Annotated in this window: 10 protein-coding genes; 8 read left to right on the top strand and 2 right to left on the bottom strand. The window is 71.2% G+C overall.

Going from position 1 to position 19,817, the window contains the following annotated elements; genetic code table 11:
• Positions 1-38 precede the first annotated feature (38 nt).
• The 6 genes from ACI2K4_RS36020 (at position 39) to ACI2K4_RS35995 (ending at position 15,376) form a co-directional block, all read left to right on the top strand.
• The gene (locus ACI2K4_RS36020; RefSeq protein ID WP_404517613.1) at positions 39-5,915 is read left to right on the top strand and encodes a type I polyketide synthase; all 5,877 of its coding nucleotides are present in this window, start codon (positions 39-41) and stop codon (positions 5,913-5,915) included.
• A gap of 63 nt (positions 5,916-5,978) precedes the next feature.
• Positions 5,979-6,743, top strand: coding sequence for a thioesterase II family protein (locus ACI2K4_RS36015; protein WP_404517612.1), 765 nt, complete (start codon positions 5,979-5,981; stop codon positions 6,741-6,743).
• 102 nt (positions 6,744-6,845) lie between these two features.
• On the top strand, positions 6,846-8,408 hold the full coding sequence (locus ACI2K4_RS36010; RefSeq protein ID WP_404517611.1) for a protein kinase: 1,563 nt from the start codon (positions 6,846-6,848) through the stop codon (positions 8,406-8,408).
• 442 nt (positions 8,409-8,850) lie between these two features.
• Entirely contained in the window at positions 8,851-13,638 is a 4,788-nt protein-coding gene (locus ACI2K4_RS36005) for an Ig-like domain-containing protein (RefSeq protein ID WP_404517610.1), read from the top strand.
• On the top strand, positions 13,635-14,267 hold the full coding sequence (locus tag ACI2K4_RS36000) for a hypothetical protein (protein ID WP_404517609.1): 633 nt from the start codon (positions 13,635-13,637) through the stop codon (positions 14,265-14,267). The genes ACI2K4_RS36005 and ACI2K4_RS36000 overlap by 4 nt, the downstream gene beginning before the upstream one ends.
• Before the next feature lie 62 nt (positions 14,268-14,329).
• Positions 14,330-15,376 carry a hypothetical protein gene (locus tag ACI2K4_RS35995; RefSeq protein ID WP_404517608.1) on the top strand — a complete coding sequence of 349 codons (1,047 nt, stop codon included), beginning with the start codon at positions 14,330-14,332 and terminating at the stop codon, positions 15,374-15,376.
• 56 nt (positions 15,377-15,432) lie between these two features.
• Here ACI2K4_RS35995 and ACI2K4_RS35990 read toward each other — a convergent pair whose 3' ends face one another.
• Entirely contained in the window at positions 15,433-16,488 is a 1,056-nt protein-coding gene (locus tag ACI2K4_RS35990) for a FecCD family ABC transporter permease (RefSeq protein WP_404517607.1), read from the bottom strand.
• Positions 16,485-17,441 (bottom strand): FecCD family ABC transporter permease, encoded by a 957-nt coding sequence (locus ACI2K4_RS35985; RefSeq protein WP_404517614.1) that lies wholly within the window; start codon positions 17,439-17,441, stop codon positions 16,485-16,487. The genes ACI2K4_RS35990 and ACI2K4_RS35985 overlap by 4 nt, the downstream gene beginning before the upstream one ends.
• 193 nt (positions 17,442-17,634) lie before the next feature.
• On the opposite strand from ACI2K4_RS35985, the gene ACI2K4_RS35980 reads away from it, so the two are divergent.
• Positions 17,635-18,687, top strand: a complete 1,053-nt coding sequence (locus ACI2K4_RS35980) for an ABC transporter substrate-binding protein (protein ID WP_404517606.1) — start codon at positions 17,635-17,637, stop codon at positions 18,685-18,687.
• 129 nt (positions 18,688-18,816) lie between these two features.
• On the top strand, positions 18,817-19,560 hold the full coding sequence (locus ACI2K4_RS35975) for an ATP-grasp domain-containing protein (protein WP_404517605.1): 744 nt from the start codon (positions 18,817-18,819) through the stop codon (positions 19,558-19,560).
• Positions 19,561-19,817 lie beyond the last annotated feature (257 nt).

Here is a 19,817-nt window from a genome sequence, read left to right as displayed (position 1 = left end):
GCGAGGGTGATGGTGGTTCGTTGAGGGTGTCGTTGTTGGTGGCGGATGAGTGGGACGTGCCGGTGGCGAGGGTGGACTCCCTGCTGCTACGCCCGTTTTCGGCCGAGAGCCTGCGGCGGGCCGATCCGATCGGCGACGGCCTCACGAAGGTGAGCTGGGTCGACCTCCCGCGGACCGAGGGCATGGAGCCGACGGACTGGACGGTGCTCGACCAGCCGGCGGTGTCGCCGATCGAGGCGGTGGACGCCCTGCTCGCGGCGGCGCCCGTACCGTCGGCGGTGGTGCTCCCACTCGGCGGCGCGGCAGCTACCGACCTACCGGCAGCTACCGACCTACCAGTGGCCACCGAGCTGCCGGCCGCCGCCCGGTCGGCGGTCACCGACACGCTGCACCTGATCCAGCGCTGGCTCGCCGACGACCGGCTCGGCGGCACCCGCCTGGTGCTGGCCACCCGACGCGCCGTCGGCGTCGGCGCGCAGGACCTGGTGGACCTGGTCCACGCCGGTGTCTGGGGCCTGGTCCGGGCTGCCCAGAGCGAACATCCCGATCGGTTCGTGCTGGTGGACGTGGACGCCTGGCCGATCCCCCTGGCGGCGGTCGCCGCCGCGACCGTCGCGGGCGAAACCCAACTGACGGTACGCGACGGCGTGGTCTCGGTGCCCCGCCTGGCCAGGGCCACCGTGGCGGCCGATCAGCCGGAGGACCCGTGGGACAACGGGGGTACGGTGCTGATCACCGGCGGCACCGGCACCCTGGGCGCGGCGGTCGCCCGCCACCTGGTGACCAACCACGGCGTCAGCCGGCTGATGCTGACCAGTCGACGGGGCCCGGACGCGCCGGACGCGCAGCGGTTGCGGGCCGAGCTGGCGGAGTCGGGAGCCGAGGTCGTCCTGGTGGCCTGCGACGTGTCCGACCGCGCGGCACTCGCCGCCGTACTGGCGCGGATCCCGGCCGAGCATCCGTTGACCGCTGTGGTGCACACCGCCGGTGTGCTGGACGACGCCACCGTCGAGGCGCTCACCCCGGAGCGACTCGGTACGGTCCTGCGGCCGAAGGTCGACGCGGCGTGGCACCTGCACGACCTGACCCGGGACGGGGAACTCTCCGCGTTTGTCGTGTACTCCTCGATCGCCGGTCTGCTGGGCACCGCCGGCCAGGCCAACTACGCGGCGGGAAACACCTTCCTGGACGCGCTCATGCAGCACCGCCGGGCCGCCGGCCTGCCTGGCGTGTCGTTGGCGTGGGGGCTCTGGGAACAGGCCAGCGGCATGAGCGGCCATCTCGACGAGACCGACCTTAGGCGGGTCGCCCGCTACGGGTTGCGGCCGTTGGCGACCGCCGACGGCATGCGGCTGTTCGACGCCGCCCTGCGGGCGGACGCCGCGGTGCTCGCCGGGGCACGGTGGGACCTGCATGCCCTGCGGGGGCGGGAGGACGATCTCCCACCGCTGGTCCGGGGTCTGCTTCCGCCGGCCCGGCGGCCGGTCGCCGCGACCGGAGCCGTGCCACTGGCCCGACGGCTGTCGGAACTGTCGCCCGCCGAGCGTGAGCGGACCCTGCGGGACCTGGTCTTCGGGCAGGTGGCGATGGTGCTGGGGCACAACGGATCCGACCGGGTCAACCCCGACCGGTCGTTCCAGGAGCTCGGCTTCGACTCGCTGACGGCGGTCGAACTGCGCAACAAGCTCAACACCGCGACCGGACTGCGGCTGCCCACCACCCTTGTTTTCGACCACCCCACCCCGGCCGCCATGGTCGATCACCTCGATGCCGAGTTGGCCGTCGACGAGGGCAAGCCGATACCGGTGGTGGCACCGCCCGCGCCGACCGCCTCCGACGAGCCGATCGCGATCGTGGGGATGGCGTGTCGTTTTCCGGGTGGGGTGTCGTCGCCGGAGGAGTTGTGGCGGTTGGTGGTCGAGGGTGTGGATGCGGTGAGTGGTTTTCCGACGAATCGGGGTTGGGATCTGGAGGCTTTGTACGATCCGGATCCGGAGCGGGTGGGTACGTCGTACGCGCGTGAGGGTGGTTTCCTGCACGACGCCGACGGGTTCGACGCGGACTTCTTCGGGATGTCGCCCCGGGAGGCGTTGGCGACGGATCCGCAGCAGCGATTGCTGTTGGAGACCGCCTGGGAGGCGTTCGAAGACGCCGCTCTCGACCCGACCAGCCTGCGCGGCAGCCGTACGGGTGTGTACGCCGGGGTGATGTACCACGACTACGGTGCCGGGCTCGCCCGAATCCCCGCCGACCTGGAGGGATACCTGGCCAGTGGTACGGCCGGCAGTGTCGCGTCCGGTCGGGTCGCGTACACGCTCGGGCTGGAGGGGCCGGCGGTGACGGTGGACACCGCGTGTTCGTCGTCTTTGGTGGCGTTGCACCTGGCGGTGGCGGCGCTGCGTGCCGGCGAGTGCGATCTGGCGTTGGCCGGTGGCGTCACCGTGATGGCCACCCCGCAGACCTTCGTGGAGTTTTCGCGTCAGCGGGGGTTGTCGGTGGATGGTCGGTGTCGGTCGTTTGCGGGGTCGGCGGGTGGGACGGGTTGGTCTGAGGGTGTGGGTTTGTTGTTGGTGGAGCGGTTGTCGGATGCGGTGCGGAATGGGCGTCGGGTGTTGGGGGTGGTGCGGGGTTCGGCGGTGAATCAGGATGGTGCGTCGAATGGTTTGACGGCGCCGAATGGTCCGTCGCAGGAGCGGGTGATTCGGCAGGCGTTGGTGTCGGCTGGTCTTTCTCCGTTGGATGTTGATGTGGTGGAGGGGCATGGGACGGGTACGCGGTTGGGGGATCCGATTGAGGCGGGTGCGTTGTTGTCGGTGTATGGGGGTGGGCGGTCGGTTGATCGTCCGTTGTGGTTGGGGTCGTTGAAGTCGAATATTGGTCATGCGCAGGCGGCTGCGGGTGTGGGTGGTGTGATGAAGATGGTGTTGGCGTTGCGGTATGGGGTGTTGCCGAGGACGTTGCATGTGGATGTGCCGTCGCCGCATGTGGATTGGTCGTTGGGTGGGGTGCGGTTGTTGACGGAGGAGCGGGTGTGGTCGGGTGGGGTGCGTCGGGCGGGGGTGTCGTCGTTTGGGATTAGTGGGACGAATGCGCATGTGATTGTGGAGCAGGCTCCGGATTTTGTCGGGGGGTTGGACCGGGATCAGGATTCGGGATCGGATCAGGGTCAGGATTCGGGATCGGGTCAGGGTCAGGATTCGGGATCGGGTCAGGTTCAGGGTCCGGTGGTGTGGGTGGTGTCGGGTCGTGGGTTGGCGGGGTTGCGGGGTCAGGCGCGGCGGTTGTTGGGGTTTGTGGAGGGGCGGCCGAGTCTGAGGTTGGTGGATGTTGGGTTTTCGTTGGTGTCGGGTCGGGCGTTGTTGGAGCAGCGGGCGGTGGTGGTGGGTTCGGGTCGGGGTGAGTTGTTGGCGGGGTTGGGGGCGTTGGGTCGGGGTGAGTTGTCGCCGGGGGTGGTGACGGGTGTGGGTGTGGGTGGTGGTCGGTTGGCGTTCCTGTTCACGGGGCAGGGGAGTCAGCGACTCGGCATGGGACACGAGCTGTACCGGACGTACCCCGTCTTCGCCACGGCCTTCGACGAGGTGTGCGGCCGGCTGGACGCGCTGCTGGACCGACCGTTGTCGGCGGTGCTGTTCGGTCCGCCGGAGTCGGCCGACTCGGCGTTGCTGGACCAGACGGTTTACACCCAGACCGGGTTGTTCGCGGTAGAGGTCGCGCTCTACCGCCTGCTGGAGTCGATGGGTCTCACCCCCGACCTGATGTTGGGCCATTCCATCGGCGAGGTGACGGCGGCCTATCTGGCCGGCGTCTGGGATCTGGCGGACGCGTGTGTGTTGGTGGCCGCGCGGGGTCGGTTGATGCAGGCGGCGCGGGAGGGTGGGGCGATGGTGGCGGTGGAGGCTGGTGAGGAGGAGATTGTCGGGTCGTTGGTGGGGTTTGGTGGTCGGGTGGTGGTGGCGGCGGTGAATGGTCCGAGGTCGGTGGTGGTCTCGGGTGATGGTGATCTGGTTGATCGGTTGGCGATGTTGTGGCGGGGTCGGGGTCGGAAGACGAAGCGGTTGCCGGTGAGTCACGCGTTCCACTCGCCGCATATGGACGACATGCTCGACGAGTTCGGCCAGATCCTGTCCGACCTGACGTTCCGGGAGCCGCGCATCCCGATCGTGTCGAACGTGACCGGCGTGGCGGCGACCCCCGAAGAGCTTCGCTCGCCCGACTACTGGGTGCGGCAGGTACGCCAGACGGTCCGGTTCCTCGACGGCCTGCGGTTCCTCGATGAGCAGGGGGTCACCCGGTTCCTCGAGGTCGGCCCAGACGCCGTGCTGAGCGCACTGGTGGGGGAGGGGCTGTTGTCGCAGGCCCGGGTCGTGGTGCCCGCGCTGCGATCGGGCCGAGACGAACCGGGCACGGTGCTGACGGCGGTGGCCGCGATGCACGTCGACGGAGTGCCGGTGGAGTGGACGCCGGTGCTGTCCGGTGGTCGCCGGGTGCCGCTGCCGACGTACGCGTTCCAGCACGAGCGGTACTGGCTCACCTCCACCCCCGCCTCGGGCGCCGCCGGGACGGCCGGTGCCGGGCACCCCGTACTGGGCCCGATGGTGCCGGTGGCCGACAGCGACGACGTCCTGTTCACCGGTCGGCTGTCGGCCGGCTCGATGCCGTGGCTGATCCCCGGCCCGGCGGCCGGTACGGCAGTGGTGCCGGCCGCGACGGTGGTCGAGGCGGTTCTCCGGGCCGGTGACGAGGTCGGTCACCCGGTGGTACGCGAACTGACCCTGACCGCCCCCCTGGTCCTGTCCGAGAACACCCCGGTGGTCGTGCAGGTCCGCCTCGCCGGTCCGGGCGACGCCAACACCCGCGAGGTGCATCTGCACGCCCGCGCCGACGGGACCTCGGACACCTGGGTCCGGTACGCGCACGGGCTGCTCGGTCCAGACGAGGAGCCGGGCGAGGGGCTGGGCGAGGGGCTGGACGCGGAGATGTCGTCGGTCGCACTCGCGGGGTCGTCCGTGCCCGCCCTGACCGTCGAGTTGCCGGAGCAATTCCACCACGAGGCAGCGGACTTCGGGTTGCATCCGATGCTGCTCGACCCGACCGTTCTCGGCCCGGAGTCCGCGTCGCCGGGGACCGTCCGGGTGCCGGTCGTCTGGCGTGGCGTCCGGCTGCACGCCACGGGAGCCGTGAGCGTCGAGGCGCGGCTGGTCCCCCTCGGCACGAACACGTCGACCCTGAGGTTGTCCGACCGGACGGGGCAACCGGTGGCGACGGTGGAGTCGATCGAGTTCCACGACGTACCGATGGAGCGGTTTGTTCCGGCCGGTGCCTCGGCCGTCGAGCTGCCCTCCGGCGGCGAGCCGGTGCGTCGGCACACCCGAGCCGTCGTACGTGACGGTGCGGCGTCGTTTGCCCAGCGCCTGGCCAGCCTGCCGGACGACGAGCGGCGCCAGAGCCTGCTGGACGTTCTGCGTACCGAGGTCGGATCGATTCTCGGGCACTCGACGAACGTGTCCCTCGACGCCGGTCGCTCCTTCCAGGAGCTGGGTCTGGACTCGATGACGGCGGTGGAGCTGCGCAACCGCCTGAACGCGGTGACCGGGATGCAGGTTCCCGCGACCGTGGTCTTCGACCATCCGACCCTGGCGACCCTCACCGACCACCTGTTGTCCCGGTTCGTCCCGGCGGCGCCGTCGCGGTCACCGATGGTCGACCTCGATCGACTCGAGGGGGTCCTGGCCGCCCTCGGGCGGGACGACCCGGAACGCGAGGCGGTCACCTCGCGCCTGCGTGACATGCTCGCCCGCTGGTCGGACGGGCCGCAGATGATCGGCGGGACGGACATCGGTCGCCGGATCGAGTCCGCGTCGACGGCCGAGATCTTCGACCTCATCGACAACGAACTCGGCCGGATGGCGCCCTGACCCACCCTCCACGACCTGGTTGCCGGGCGGCAGCCGCTGGCACCCGCAGGACAGGAGTTTCCCGTGACCTCCGCACACGTCGATCCCGCACGCTGGCTCCGCCGTCTGCACCCGGCCGCCGAGCACGCCGTACGGCTGGTCTGCCTGCCGCACGCGGGCGGCTCGGCCAGCTTCTTCTTCCCGATGTCCAAGGCGCTGGCTCCCGCCGTGCAGGTGCTCGCCGTGCAGTACCCGGGGCGGCAGGACCGACGGCGGGAAGCCAACGTCACCGATCTGCATCTCCTGGCCGACCAGGTGTACGCGGCGCTGGTCGCCGCGCCGCCGGGTCCGCTGGCGTTGTTCGGGCACAGCCTGGGGGCGGTGGTCGCGTTCGAGGTGGCGTTGCGGATGCGCGCCGCCGGCCGGCCCGACCCGATCCGGCTCTTCGCCTCCGGCCGGCGGGCACCGTCACGTTATCGCGACGAGTGGGTGCACCTGGCGGGTGACGACGAGATCGTCGAGCGGTTGCGCGGGCTCAGCGGCACCCGTGCCGACGCGCTGGCCGACCCGGAGCTGGTCAGACTGAGCCTGCCCGCCGTCCGCGCCGACTACCAGGCGGTCGAGACGTACCGTCATCGGCCGGACGCGGTGCTGGACTGCCCGGTCACCGTGCTGACCGGCGCGGACGACCCGGTGGTGTCGGCCGACGAGGCGGACGACTGGCGGCGGCACAGCACGGGTGAGGTCGACGTCCGCACCTTTCCCGGTGGCCACTTCTTCCTGGTGGACCACGCGCCGGCAATCATCGAGCTGTTACGCGAACTGGCCGACACCCCGGTACGCGAGTGACGCCGCCCCGCCCCCCGGACGGTCCTGCTCCGGGCGGTGATGCCGTGCCCCGGCAACCGGTGCGTGCGTCGATGTGTCAGGGTGGGCGGTGTGTCCGGGCGCATGATTGCTGACCGCTACCAACTTCAATCGACCCTCGGTCGGGGCGGCATGGCCGTGGTCTGGCGGGGTGTCGATCGCCGGCTCGACCGGCAGGTGGCAATCAAGCTGTTGAACCCGGCCGGGGTGGCGGACGCCGACATGCTGCAACGGTTCGACCGGGAGGCGCGCACGGCGGCGCGGTTGGCCCACCCGAACATCGTGGCGGTGCACGACGTGGGCAGCGACGGTGGCGAGCCGTACCTGGTCATGGAACTGGTGGACGGGCCCAGCCTGGCCGACCTGCTGGCCGACGGGCCGCTCGGGTCCGACCGGGTGATCCCGCTCGCCGCCCAGGTCTGTGCCGCGCTCGCCACCGCGCACGCGGCCGGGGTGGTGCACCGCGACATCAAACCGGCGAACATCCTGATCGACCGGGCCGGCACGGCGAAGGTCTGCGACTTCGGCATCGCCCGGCTGCTGCACGGCGCCCAGGCGACCCTGACCGCCCCGGCCACCACCATCGGCACCGCCCAGTACATGGCGCCGGAGCAGGCCGCCGGGGATCCGGTGGACGCCCGCACCGACCTGTACGCGCTGGGCTGCCTGCTGTTCGCGATGCTCACCGGTCGGCCGCCGTTCACCGGGGAGAACTCGCTGCGGGTGCTCTGGCAGCACCTGCACGAGCCGGCGCCGTCGCTCTCCTCGGTCCGCCCCGACGTTCCCGCCGGGCTGGATCGGCTGGTCGCCCAACTGCTGGCCAAGGACCCGGCCGACCGTCCGGCGAGCGCCACCGAGGTCGGCGAACGCCTGACCGCGCTGGCCACCGGCGGGCAGCCGACCGCCCCGATGTCGTCCCTGCCGACCCTGCCCGCCCCGAGCGGACCTCGGCCGACCTCCCCCGCCCCGAGCGGGCCCCGCCCGGCCGAGCCGGTACGCGGTGCCGCGCCCGTGGTCGAACGCACCCGTACGATGTCCGGCCTCGACACCGGCTTCGGTGCGGCACCGTCCACCCGGGACGGTGCGGATGCCGGTTCTCGGCGGACGCTCGTGGTCGTGCTCGGGGCCGCGCTCGCCGCCGCGTTGGTGATCGGGATTCTGTTCCTCAACCGGCCCGACTCGAACTCCGGCTCGACGATCGGCGATGGCAGCCCCGGCGCGTCCGCCTCAGGGACCGTCCCGGCGGGCGGCGTTCCGGGCCCCACCACGGGCGCGGGCAGGAGCACCCCCGACAACCCGGGAACCGCCTCGGCGTCGGGCGGCAGCCCGTCGAGCCGGCCGTCGAGCGGCCCCACCGCCCGCCTGGTCGCGCTGCAACTGTCGCTGGACACGCAGAACGCCGGGGAGGTGGATCCGGACGCCCGCGAGAGCCTGAACCACAAGCTGGACGAGGTCGCGCGGGAGTTGGCCCGTAACGACACCGAAGAGGCCGCGAAGAAGTTGGACGACGTGAGCGACGAGCTCGACAACCTGCGCGAGGACGAGAAGGTGGGTTCGGCCGCCTACGACGTGTTGCGACGCAACCTGGACAGTCTCGCCGACAGCCTGCGCCAGGGTGGCCGGGGCGGCGCCGACCGCAACGGGTGAACCACGGGGCCGGGCCGGGCCCCGAAAGCTTCTCGCAAACATTTCGGGCGCCGGCCCGCTGACCCGTACCGCTGTGGGAGGCGCGCGGGTGGCGCTCTCGTGAAGTACGACATCGATGGGTCGATTCGAGTTTTACTCGCTCGACATCTTGCCGAAACCGTTTTCGTGGGACACGCTGGCCGGACGCGAGATCCACCACCTTGGTGTGGCGGGAGGCGGGAGCGCGATGTGGACGGACGTCGGGACCGAGTGATGTTAGCGCTAACACATAGCCCCGGACTCCTGCCGCGGATGCCTCCGGCGACAGCAACACCGCCGTCGCCTCCGGTGACAGCAACGCCGCCGTCGCCTCCGGTGACAGCAACGCCGCCATCGCCTCCGGCGACAACCACCAGGTGACGCCTGATCCGTACGGCCGCCCCGACGACAGGGAGGGAAGAACGTGATCCAGGAACGTGTACGGAGAATGCCGCTGCGGGGCGCCCTGGCGGCGCTGCTGGTGGGAGGGGTGGTCGGGGTGCCCGCCCCGGCGCACGCCACCGGCCCGGTTCTGCCCGGCAACGAGGGTGACATTGGTGTCTACACCAACGGGCAGAGCCACTCCATGGACATCGGCGACCCGGTCTACGCCAATGTCGGTGAGGTCGCCGACCAGTTGCGCCCCGGTGTGCCGTTCGCCGCGACGAACATGCACCAGTCGATCTTCGAAAAGGATCTCGCGGCCGGCGGTACGGACTACTACCTCGACCGTGTGCTGGGCGTACGCGGCACGCTCGGGTCGGCGGTGCTGATGACCCGGGGTCGTTCCCTCTACCTACGCGGCGCGAACAACAGCAACTTCACCGTCATGGGCTTCGCCGGCAGCGCGTACGTCGGCGGCCCGAACAACCTCGGCAACCTGTACACCGTCACGGTGCCGGGGCAGGCCGTCACCGAGGTCGGCGCCGACCGGTTCAACGCGCCGAGCCACGCCAGGGGCCGGTACACGATCGGAACCACCGGCGTCACCGCCGATCTGACCAAGTTCATCACCGAGCAGAACGTCGCGGTCACCGCCATCACCCTCACCAACCCCGGCGGGTCGGCGGCCACCTTCACCCTCCGCGCCGCCTCGCCGCTGGCCACCCAGGCCGGGTCCGGCCCGGCCGAGCTGACCGGCACCCGCACCATCACCAGCGGTTCCAACAACGGGCTCGTCGACACCGCGTGGGACACGGTCAGGGTCGACCTCACCGGCGCCGGGTTCAGCCGTACCGGCACCAACCTGGACCGCGAGGTCACCGTGCCCGCCGGTGGTTCGTTGGCGCTGTCGGTGGTCGGCGCCGTCTCCTCGGCCACCCTCCCCGACACGGTGGAGAGCTACCGGGACTACGCCGGCAGGTCACCGGCCGAGGCCGTACGAGCCGGCGTCACCGCCTTCAATCGGCGCTGGGCCCAGGATGTCCCCTACATCGACGTGCCCGACCCCGCACTGGAGAAGGCCATCGTCTACCGCTGGTGGGGCGAGCGGTACAACTCGCTCGACGCCAACGCCGCCGGCCACGTCTACCAGTACCCGACCACGATCGAGGGGGTGAACCTCTACCAGAACGCCGTCGCGCTGACCCAGCCGATGCACTTACAGGACACCAAGTGGCTGCGTACGCCGTACCTGCCGTACGGGCAGATCCTCAACATCGGCGAGTTGTCCGGCTCGTCGGCCTTCCTGGACAGTCCGGGGCACACGAGCTGGAACAACCACTACTCGCAGTACCTCGGCACTGCCGGGCTCGAGGCGTACAACGTGCACGGTGGCGGAAAGGAGATCGCCCGGAAGTTCGCCGGCTACTTCGAGGGCGACGGGGTCGGCCAGCTCGAACACTACGACGGCAACGACGACAAGCTCATCGCGTACGACACCAACTACATGCCGGGCAACGACGCCGACGCGATCAGCTTCGGCTACCCGAAGTCCAACGCCGGTGCCGCCGGTGCCCGGACGATCGAGCGCCCCGAGTCGGCGTACGTCTGGGGTGCCTTCGACGCGGCCCGTCAGCTCTACCAGCTCGCCGGTGCCGACCAGGCCAAGGTCGACGAGCTGGCGACCGGCGCGGACGAGATCCGCGACGCGATCCTGGACCGGCTCTGGAGCCCCGACACCCGGATGTTCCTGGCCGGTACGTCACACGGCGCCACCAGCGCGGCCAGCTCCAACGGCCGACCCAACCCGCTGCCCGAGTCGGCCCGGGACCTGATCCCGGCCAAGGAGTCGAACCTCTACGACATCTACGCCGAGAACCTCATCCCGTTCGACCAGTGGCGCACCTACGTCGACGGGTACCGGTTCCTGACCTACGGCGACAACTTCCCGATCTTCCCGTTCTACACCGCCAACCAGTACGACCGGTCGGCGTACGGGATTGGCGGCTCCAACAACTTCTCCAACATCAACTTCACCGTGCAGTACCGCGCGGTCCGCTCGGCGATGCGCCACTACGACCCGGAGCAGAAGTACGTCACCCCGGCGTACGCCAAGCGGCTGCTGGACTGGATGGCCTGGAGCATCTACCCGAACGCGGACCTGCGCGCCCCGAACCAGGCGGAGTACTACTCGAACTGGAACCCGACGACAAAGACCTACAACCGCAACAACCCGAACCACGTGATGCTCGGCAACATGAACTACATCTTCGTCGAGGACATGGCGGGGCTGCGGCCGCGCTCCGACGACAAGATCGAGCTGTGGCCGATCGTGTTCGGCTACGACCACTTCATGGTCAACAACCTGCGTTACCACGGGCAGGACGTCACCCTCGTCTGGGACCCCGACGGCAGCAGGTACGGCCTCGGCGCCGGCTACAGCCTGTTCGTCAACGGCGAGAAGAAGGTCAGCACCGACCGGCTCGGCCGGTTCACCTACGACCCGGGCAGCAACCGGGTCGACGCCGAGGCGGGCCTGACCGTCACGTACACCGCCCCGACCGGCTCCGACTTCCCGAGCGCGGTCGACACCCCGATCGGGGACGACCGGGTGGTCGACTACCTCCGGACCGCCGGGGTCGACCTCACCGAGGACGCGCCGAACCTGGCGGTCGGTGCCACACTCGGCTCGTCGTACACCCAGCGGGGTACGCGGCCGACACCGTGGCGGCAGTTCCACACGCCCGGCTGGAACAGCACCTCGATGAACCACACACCGGGTGCGATCAGCCAGACCGAGCGGCCGGTGTCGCTGGCGGCGGTGACCGACGGCGTCACCGCCAACGAACCGTACTGGGGCAACCACGGCACGACCGACCGGAACGGGTACGTCGAGCTGGACCTGGGATCGGCCAGGTCCTTCGACAACGTGAAGGTCTTCGTCGTCAGTGACCGGCAGGCCGGCGGCTACCGCGAACCCGCCCGCTGGTGGGTGCAGGTGCCCGACGGCAACGGCGGCTGGCGGGAGGTGCCGGACCAGTTCAAGAACCCGACCGTGCCGTCGGCGAAGTTCAACGAGGCGCTCTTCGACCCCGTGACGACGGACCGGCTGCGGGTCGCCTTCACGAACAACCCCAGCTTCTTCACCGCGATCTCGGAAATCCAGGTGTTCGACTCCGGACGTGAGGTGCCGGACGTCTCCAACCAGGCGCCGGTGGTCACCGCCACCCGCGACGGCTCGACCGAGGGCAACCTCTCCACCAGGCTGGTCGGTACGGCGGCCGACGACGGCATCCCGTACGACAGCGAGCTCACCCTCGGCTGGCAGACCGTCTCCGCCCCGGCCGGAGCGGGTGTCATCTTCTCCGACCAGCGGGCGACGACCACCCGGGTCACCGGCACCCTCCCCGGCGACTACGTTTTCCGGTTCGTCGCCGACGACGGCGAGCAGCGGTCCGAGGCAACCGTCGCGGTGACCCTGACCAGGCGGGAGACGGTCGCCGAGTTCGGTTCGTCGGCCACCGTCAGCACCAGCGGCACCGCGTCGTGGGAGAACCACCAACGGGTCAGCGAGGCCAGCACCCCGAGCAGCTCGAACCCGGGAGCCGGGACCGGCTGGGGCAACTGGGGCCAGCCGCAGAACGGCACCAGCCCCGAACGGGAGGCGTGGATCCAGTACCGGTGGAGCTCGCCGGTACGGCTGTCGTCGACCGACATCTACTGGTACGACGACAACGGCGGCACCCGCCGACCGACCGCCACGACCTACGCGGTCGAGAGTTCCGCCGACGGCACCACGTGGACCCCGGTCACCCTCACCGGCGGATCGACGTACGTGGACGCGCTCGCCACCAACACGTACAACCGGCTCGCCTTCGAACCGGTCACCACCAACCGGTTGCGGATCCGCATCTGGGGCGTCACGGCCGGTGGTGCGGGCACCGGCGTACTGCGTTGGCGGGCCAACGGCGAGACGGTCGACTCGGTGCGCGAGCCGGTGCTCGTACGGACCACCGTGGGCCGGGTGCCGACCCTGCCGGAGACACTCGACGCGGTCTACGCCAGCGGCGCTCGCGGCACCGTCGCCTTCGAGTGGCAGGAGATCACCCCGGACCTGGTCGCCGAGACCAACGTCGAGCCGTTTGTGGTCTACGGCACGAACGACGCTTACGGCCTGATCGCCGAGGCCCGGGTCTACGTACGGCCGGAGACCGCCCCGGGCGGCATCTCCGTCCAGGGCGCCGAGGCGTTCGAGCAGGCCGTCGACGTCGGCGAGCTGCCCTACCTGCCGGACAAGGTGGAGGTCTCCTACAACGACGGGTCCCGGGACAACCAGGCCATCGGTGTCGACTGGGACTTCGACGCCGGCATCGTGAACACGCCCGGCCGCCACACCGTCATCGGTGACCTGATCCTGCCCGAGTACGTCAGCCGGGCCGGTGCCACCCGGACCACGCTCACCCTCGTCGTCGGCGACGTCCCGGAACCACCGGTCTGGGAGGTAGAGGTCCGGGCGGGCGCCCGGTGCATCGGCACCAACGTCTACCTCACGGTCGCCGCGCGCAACGCCGACGAGGTACCGCTGACCATCGAGCTGGTCACCCCGTTCGGCTCACGTACGGTCCCCGACGTCGCCCCGGGCGCCTCCGCCTACCAGGCGTTCCCCGCCCGGGTCAGCTCCGTGCCCGCCGGCACGGCGACCGTACGGGTCACCGGAAGCGTCGACGGGTCGGATGTGACGAGCGTCGTCACCGCCGGCCATGCCGGCGTCGACTGTGCCGGCGACCCCGTCCAGCCCGACAACCACTACCGACATGGGAGCAGGCGATGAGGAGATGGAGTCGTAGGCGACTGGTCGCGGCGGGCGCCGCCGGTGCCGTGATGCTCGGGACGGTGGCGTCACAGTCGCCGGCCCGGGCCGAGCCCGGTGACGACGCCGACGTACGGGTGACCGTCGACATCGCGGAGATCAGGGAACCCGGCGTGCTCGCGATGTCGATCGACGGCGACTCGGTCGCGTTGTCCGAGGACGGGTCGACGCTGCTGGTCCGCCAGTTTGTCGGCACCCTGCCGACGGTGACGGTCACCGACACCCGTACGCCGCAGGAGGTGCCCGACGGCGCCGCGTGGGCGGTGCTGGGCAGCGCCACCGACTTTGTCGGCGGTGCCGGTCAGGCGCCGATCAGTGCCGGCCACCTCGGCTGGGCGCCACGCCTGATCGACGGCGGCGACAGCGGCCTGGTCAGCGAGGGCGAGGAGGTGGTGACCGTCCTGGACGAGCCGACCCAGCCGGGCAACAACGTGGGCTTGGTCGACCGGGAGCTGCTGGTGTCGACGTTCGACTCCGAGGAGGTCGCGGGCGACGCGTACTCCGTCGACGCCGACCTGCGCCTGCGTACCCCGGCGGAGGTCGCCGCCGGCTCGTACACCGCGACGTTGACCCTGTCCCTGTTCGAGTGACGAGCGGGTGGGGCCGCGTCGGCGCGGCCCCACCCGCGTACCCCCTCGTCGAAGGAACCGCGATGATCCGGACCTTGCCTCGGACGCCGCCGCGACTGCTCGCCGCGCTGGCCGCCGTCCTCGTCGGCGTTCTTGTCGGGGTGCCGACCGCAACCGCCGCCGCGTTGGCGCAACCCGCCGGTTCGGCACTGACCTGGGCGGTCCAGCCGGCCGACCGGAACGGCCCGGACGGCCGCCGGTGGATCGAGCGCACGCTCGACCCGGGCCAGGTGGTGACCGAGCACCTGGCCGTGCGGAACCTCAGCGGTGGTGCGGTCAACTTCACGCTCAGGGCGGCCGACGGTTACCTCACCGACAGGGGGCGCTTCAACATGCTCCCGTCCGACCGTGGGTCGGTGGACGGCGGCACCTGGATCGAGGTACGGGAGACGGTCTCCGTCGGACCCAACGAGACGAAGGTGGTTCCGTTCACCATCACCGTGCCCGGTGACGCCGCGCCCGGGGACCACCCGGCCGGGATCGCGGCGACGGTCACCAGCGCCGGGGGCACGGTCGCGGTCGAGAGCCGGGTCGGGTTCCGGGTCATGCTCCGGGCCAGCGGTACGGTCACCGCCGCCCTGGCGGTGAGCGGGCTCACGGCCGCGTACGAGCGCTCGTGGAACCCCTTCGCGGCCGGCACCGTCCGGCTCGGATACACCGTCACCAACGGCGGGAACGTCGCGGTGACCGGAACCGGCCCGGCCACCGTCGCCGGGCTGTTCGACCTGACCACCCGACGGGCCTCTACCCGGGTCGAGGAGACGCTTCCCGGCGGCAGCCGAAGGGTCGACGCCCGGGTCGACGGCGTCTGGGCCTGGGGACGACTCCGGACGACCGTCGACCTCACCCCGTCCGTCCTGGTCGGTGCGACCGCCGGTGCCGAGGTCCGGCCCGGCTCGGCGGCCGTCACGATCTGGGCGCCGCCCTGGCCGCAACTCGCCCTCGCCGCCGTGCTCGTCGGCCTCGCCCTGCTCGTCCGGGCCACCGCCCGGCGACGCCGACGGCGACTCGCGCGGCTGCTCGCCGCCGCCCGTGAGCAGGGCCGGGCCGAGGCCCGGATAGCCACGTGACGACCGGACCCGGAACCGGGGTGACCAGGAGTCCGGGGCCGAACCTGCCGCCGGGATCAGCCTCGCCGGCCGGCGGGGTCGCGGGTCAGCAGCCACATCAGGTACCCGCCGCCGAGCGCGCCGGTGACCAGTCCGACCGGGATCTGGAACGGTGCCAGCGCCCGCTGCGCCACCAGATCGGCGGTGAGCAGCAGCAACGCGCCCATGGCGAGCGACGGCACCAGCGGCATCCCGGCGGACCGGGTCAGCCGGCGGGCTAGCTGCGGCGCCGCCAGGGCGAGGAACCCGATCGGACCGGCCGCCGCGATCGCCGCGGCGGTGAGCGACACGGCGGCCAGCAACAGCAGCAGCCGGGACCGGTCGACCCGTACGCCGAGCGCCGCTGCGGCGTCGTCGCCGAGCTCCAGCGCGCGCAACCGGGGAGCGAGCGTCAGCGTGAGCGGTACGAGCACGGTCACCGCGATCGCCAGCGGCACCACCTGCGGCCAGGAGACGGCGTTCAAACTGCCGAACAACCAGGTCTTCGCGGCCTGGGCCTGTTCCAGGTCGGCGCGGGTGAGCAGGTAGTCGTTCACCGAGGCGAGCATGGCCCCGATCCCGATACCGACGAGGATCAACCGCTGCCCCTGGATGCCCTGCGCGTACGCGAGCAGGTAGACCGCGATCGCGGTGGCGAAGCCCCCGAGCAGCGTGCCGAGGACCAGTGTCGCCGACGCCTGCCCGAGCACCAGGATCACCACCAGCGCGCCGCTGGCCGAGCCGGTGGTGAACCCGATGATGTCCGGGCTGCCGAGCGGGTTGCGCGACAGGCTCTGGAAGATGGCGCCGGAGAGGCCGAGTGCGGCGCCGACCAGCAGCGCGGCGAAGGTACGCGGCAGGCGCAGGTCCAGTACGACCAGGCGGCTGGTGTGGTCGCCGCCGCCGGTCAGGACGTGCCAGACAGCGGCGGGACCGAGCGCGTACTCGCCGGTGGCCATCGTGACGGTCCAGACGGCGGCGCAGGCGACCAGTAGCCCGACGACGGTCCACGCGGAGCGGGGACGAACCCGGAACGCGATCCGACCCGGTCCGCGTACCACCCGTGGTGTGCTGGGGAAGGCGTCCGGGGTCATGCCTGCCGCACCCGGCGTAGCACCAGCCAGAGCAGCACCGGCGCGCCGACGAACGCGGTCACGATCCCCACCTCGATCTCGGCCGGTCGGGACACCGTACGACCGACGAGGTCGCTGCCGAGCAGCAGGATCGGCGCGGTGAGCAGCGAGTACGGCAGCACCCAGCGCTGGTCGGGGCCGACCGTCAGCCGTACCGCGTGCGGGACCACCAGGCCGACGAAGCCGATCGGGCCGGCGGCGGCGGTGGCCGCGCCACAGAGCAGCGTGACGGCGGCGAAGGCGACCAGGCGCATGCGTACCGCCCGCACCCCGAGTGCCCGGCCGATGTCCTCGCCGAGCGCCATCGCGTTGAGCTGCCGGGGAAGTGTGAGGGCGAGCAGGGCACCGACGGCGAGGAACGGCGCGATCTGGCCCAGCACCGTGTCGTCCCGGTTGTCCAGGGCGCCGACCACCCAGAAGCGGTACGAGTCGAACGCCGCCGAGTCGAACATGGTGATGACACCGGTGCAGGCGCCGAGGCTGGCGGAGAGCGCCGCGCCGGCCAGCACCAGCCGGATCTGCCCGGCGCGTCCCGTACCCCGGGAGCCGAGCCCGTAGACCAGGGTGGCGGCCAGCGCGGCGCCGAGGAAGGCGAACCAGAGGTAACCCTGCACCTGTGTGACGCCGAAGACCGAGATGGCGGTCGCGACGGCGAGGGCGGCGCCGGCGTTCACCCCGAGGATGCCCGGATCGGCGAGCGGGTTGTTGGTCAGTCCCTGCATGACCGCGCCGGCCAGGCCGAGCGCCGCGCCGACGGCGATTCCGAGCAGGGTACGGGGCATCCGCAGTTGCCAGACCACGATCGAGTCGCGGCTGCCGTCGGGTTGCCAGAGCACGTGCCACACGGTGGAGAGCGGGATCGTGCGCGAACCGACGGCGACGCTCACGGTGACCAGGAGGACCAGCACCGCCACGGCGACGAGCAGGCCGCCGATCCGGGCGCCCCAGACCCGACCCGACGCACCGCCCGCCACGCCCGCCGCCGACGGTACGGGCGCGTCGCCGGGCCGGTCGCCGGGTGGCGCCGAGCCGGCCGGCGAGCGTTTGCGGAGTTCAGAGGGCACGGGCGCAACTTAGCATGCGCAGAGGTTAGGCTAAGCTAACCCAGTGATCTTGCTCAGGAAGCGCGTTCTCCGCGCCAGCGCCATCGCGCTCGCCACCGTCACCGCCACCGCGGCCATCTCGGGCTGTGCCAACCAGCCCGACGACAACACCGCGTCCGCCGCCACCCCGTCCAACGGCGCCTCCGCCGCGACGGCGAGCGCGGCTCCCACCGGCGTACCGGCCGGCATGGGCAGCGACGCCGCCGACGGTGTGTTCCCCCGTACGGTGGGGCACTTCGGTGGCAGCACCACCGTGCCGAAGCGGCCGACGCGGGTGGTCGCGATCGCCACCGGACAGCTCGACGGACTGCTCACCCTCGGGATCGTGCCGGTCGGCACGGCCACCGGCGACGGGGCGGGACTCGTCCCGGCGTACCTGTCGAAGGCGTTCCCACAGCACCAGGGTCAGCTCGCGGCGATCCAGAACCTCGGCGGCCGGGGCGAGCCGAACCTGGAGGCGATCGCGCAGGCCAAGCCGGACCTGATCCTGATGAACTCCACCCAGCTCAAGGGAGACGTCTACCGGGCCGCCTCGGCGATCGCACCGACCGTGGTGACCGAGGGAACCGGGGTGAACTGGAAGCAGGACTTCCTGCTGATCGCCGCCGCCGTCGGCGACAGCGGCCGGGCCCGGCAACTGCTCGACACGTTCCACGCCGACGCGGCCGCCTTCGGCAGGAGCCTGGCGAAGCCGCAGAGCGTTTCGTTCCTGCGGCTCAACGGCGACCGTACCCGGATCTTCGGTGTCGCCTCGTTCACCGGCAGCGTCGCCGTCGACGCGGGCCTGGCCCGCCCGAAGAGCCAGCAGTTCGACAAGACCTCGCAGGACATCAGCAACGAGCAGCTCGACCTGGCCGACGCCGACTGGCTGTTCTACGGCGTGCAGGGCGACGCCACCAAGGCCAAGGCGCTGACCGGTACGCCGATCTGGCCGACGCTCGGCGCGGTGATCGCCAAGCACGCGATCGCGGTGGACGACGACCCGTGGTACCTCAACGCCGGACCAACCGCCGCCCGCCTGGTCCTGGACCAGCTCACCTCGACCGTGAAGGGCTGAGCCACACCGGGACCGCGAGGGCCGGGCGACACCGGGACTGAGGGCGCGGCGAAACCGGGACCGCCGAGGGCGCGGCGACACCGGTAATCGGGTGGATCGGTACCACCCGGCCGGGCAGCATACCGGTCCGTGACCCTCGTCCTGCCCCCGCGACTGACCCTGTCCGCTCGTGACCTGCGCGACGTCGCCCAGCGACGAGGGCTGCGTACCGTCCAGCTCCCGACCTTCGACGTACCCGCCGGGTTGCGGGCCGACCACCTGCACGCCGGTCCGACCTTCGCCGACGCCGTCGCCGCGCGCCTCGGGATCGCCCCGCTGGAGGCGCCGGCCGACTGGCTGACCGGTCTGCCCCGGGAATTCACCCGGCGGGAGATCACCCTGGTCACGATCGGTGAGGCGTACGAGCTGCGACGGCCGGCGTTCGTCAAGTCGCCGAACGACAAGAGCGTAAAGGCGATGATCTACACGGACGGCTCCCGCCTGCCCGGTCCCGACGCGATCGAGCGAGGGACTCCCGTCCTCGTCAGCGACATCGTCGACTTCGTCGCCGAATACCGGCTGCACCTGCTCGACGGCGAGGTCCACGCCGCCAGCCAGTACGCGGAGCGGGGGAGCCTGTTCCTCGGACCTCCGTCGCCCGACGCGCTCGCCTTCGGCGCCGACCTGCTCGCCGGATTCGGCCAGACCCTGCCCAGCGCCATCGTGCTGGACGTGGGTCTGGTCGACGGTGGCTGGGCGGTGATCGAGCCGAACGCGGCCTGGGCCAGCGGCGCGTACGTGTCCGACCGGGCGCGTGTCCTGGACGTCGTGCTGCGTGCGGCGGGGCCTGTGACCAGGGTCAGCGACCATGACCGTCGGTTTGTCCGTCCGTAGCGCCCCCCGTCCCGGGCGGGCGGCCGTTCGAGGTTCAGGGGTGACCGGATGCGGTCGGGAGCGGGGTTGCATCCGTTCCTATCTGCGCCAATCCCCTCAATTCGGGCGGTGTTAGGGGCCGGTGCCACATCTAGTTACCGGGGTCGATTTGGCGCTGAATCAGTCATCCGGTAACTTTTTCGAAGTCAGCGGGGCACCGGACAGGAACCGCCGGGTAACACCGGGGGAGTAGGACGGCCCGCTAAATCCTCTCGAAC

This window comes from Micromonospora sp. NPDC050397 (assembly GCF_044901685.1).
Lineage (GTDB): Bacteria > Actinomycetota > Actinomycetes > Mycobacteriales > Micromonosporaceae > Micromonospora_G.
This window is presented reverse-complemented; position numbering and strand designations above follow the sequence as displayed.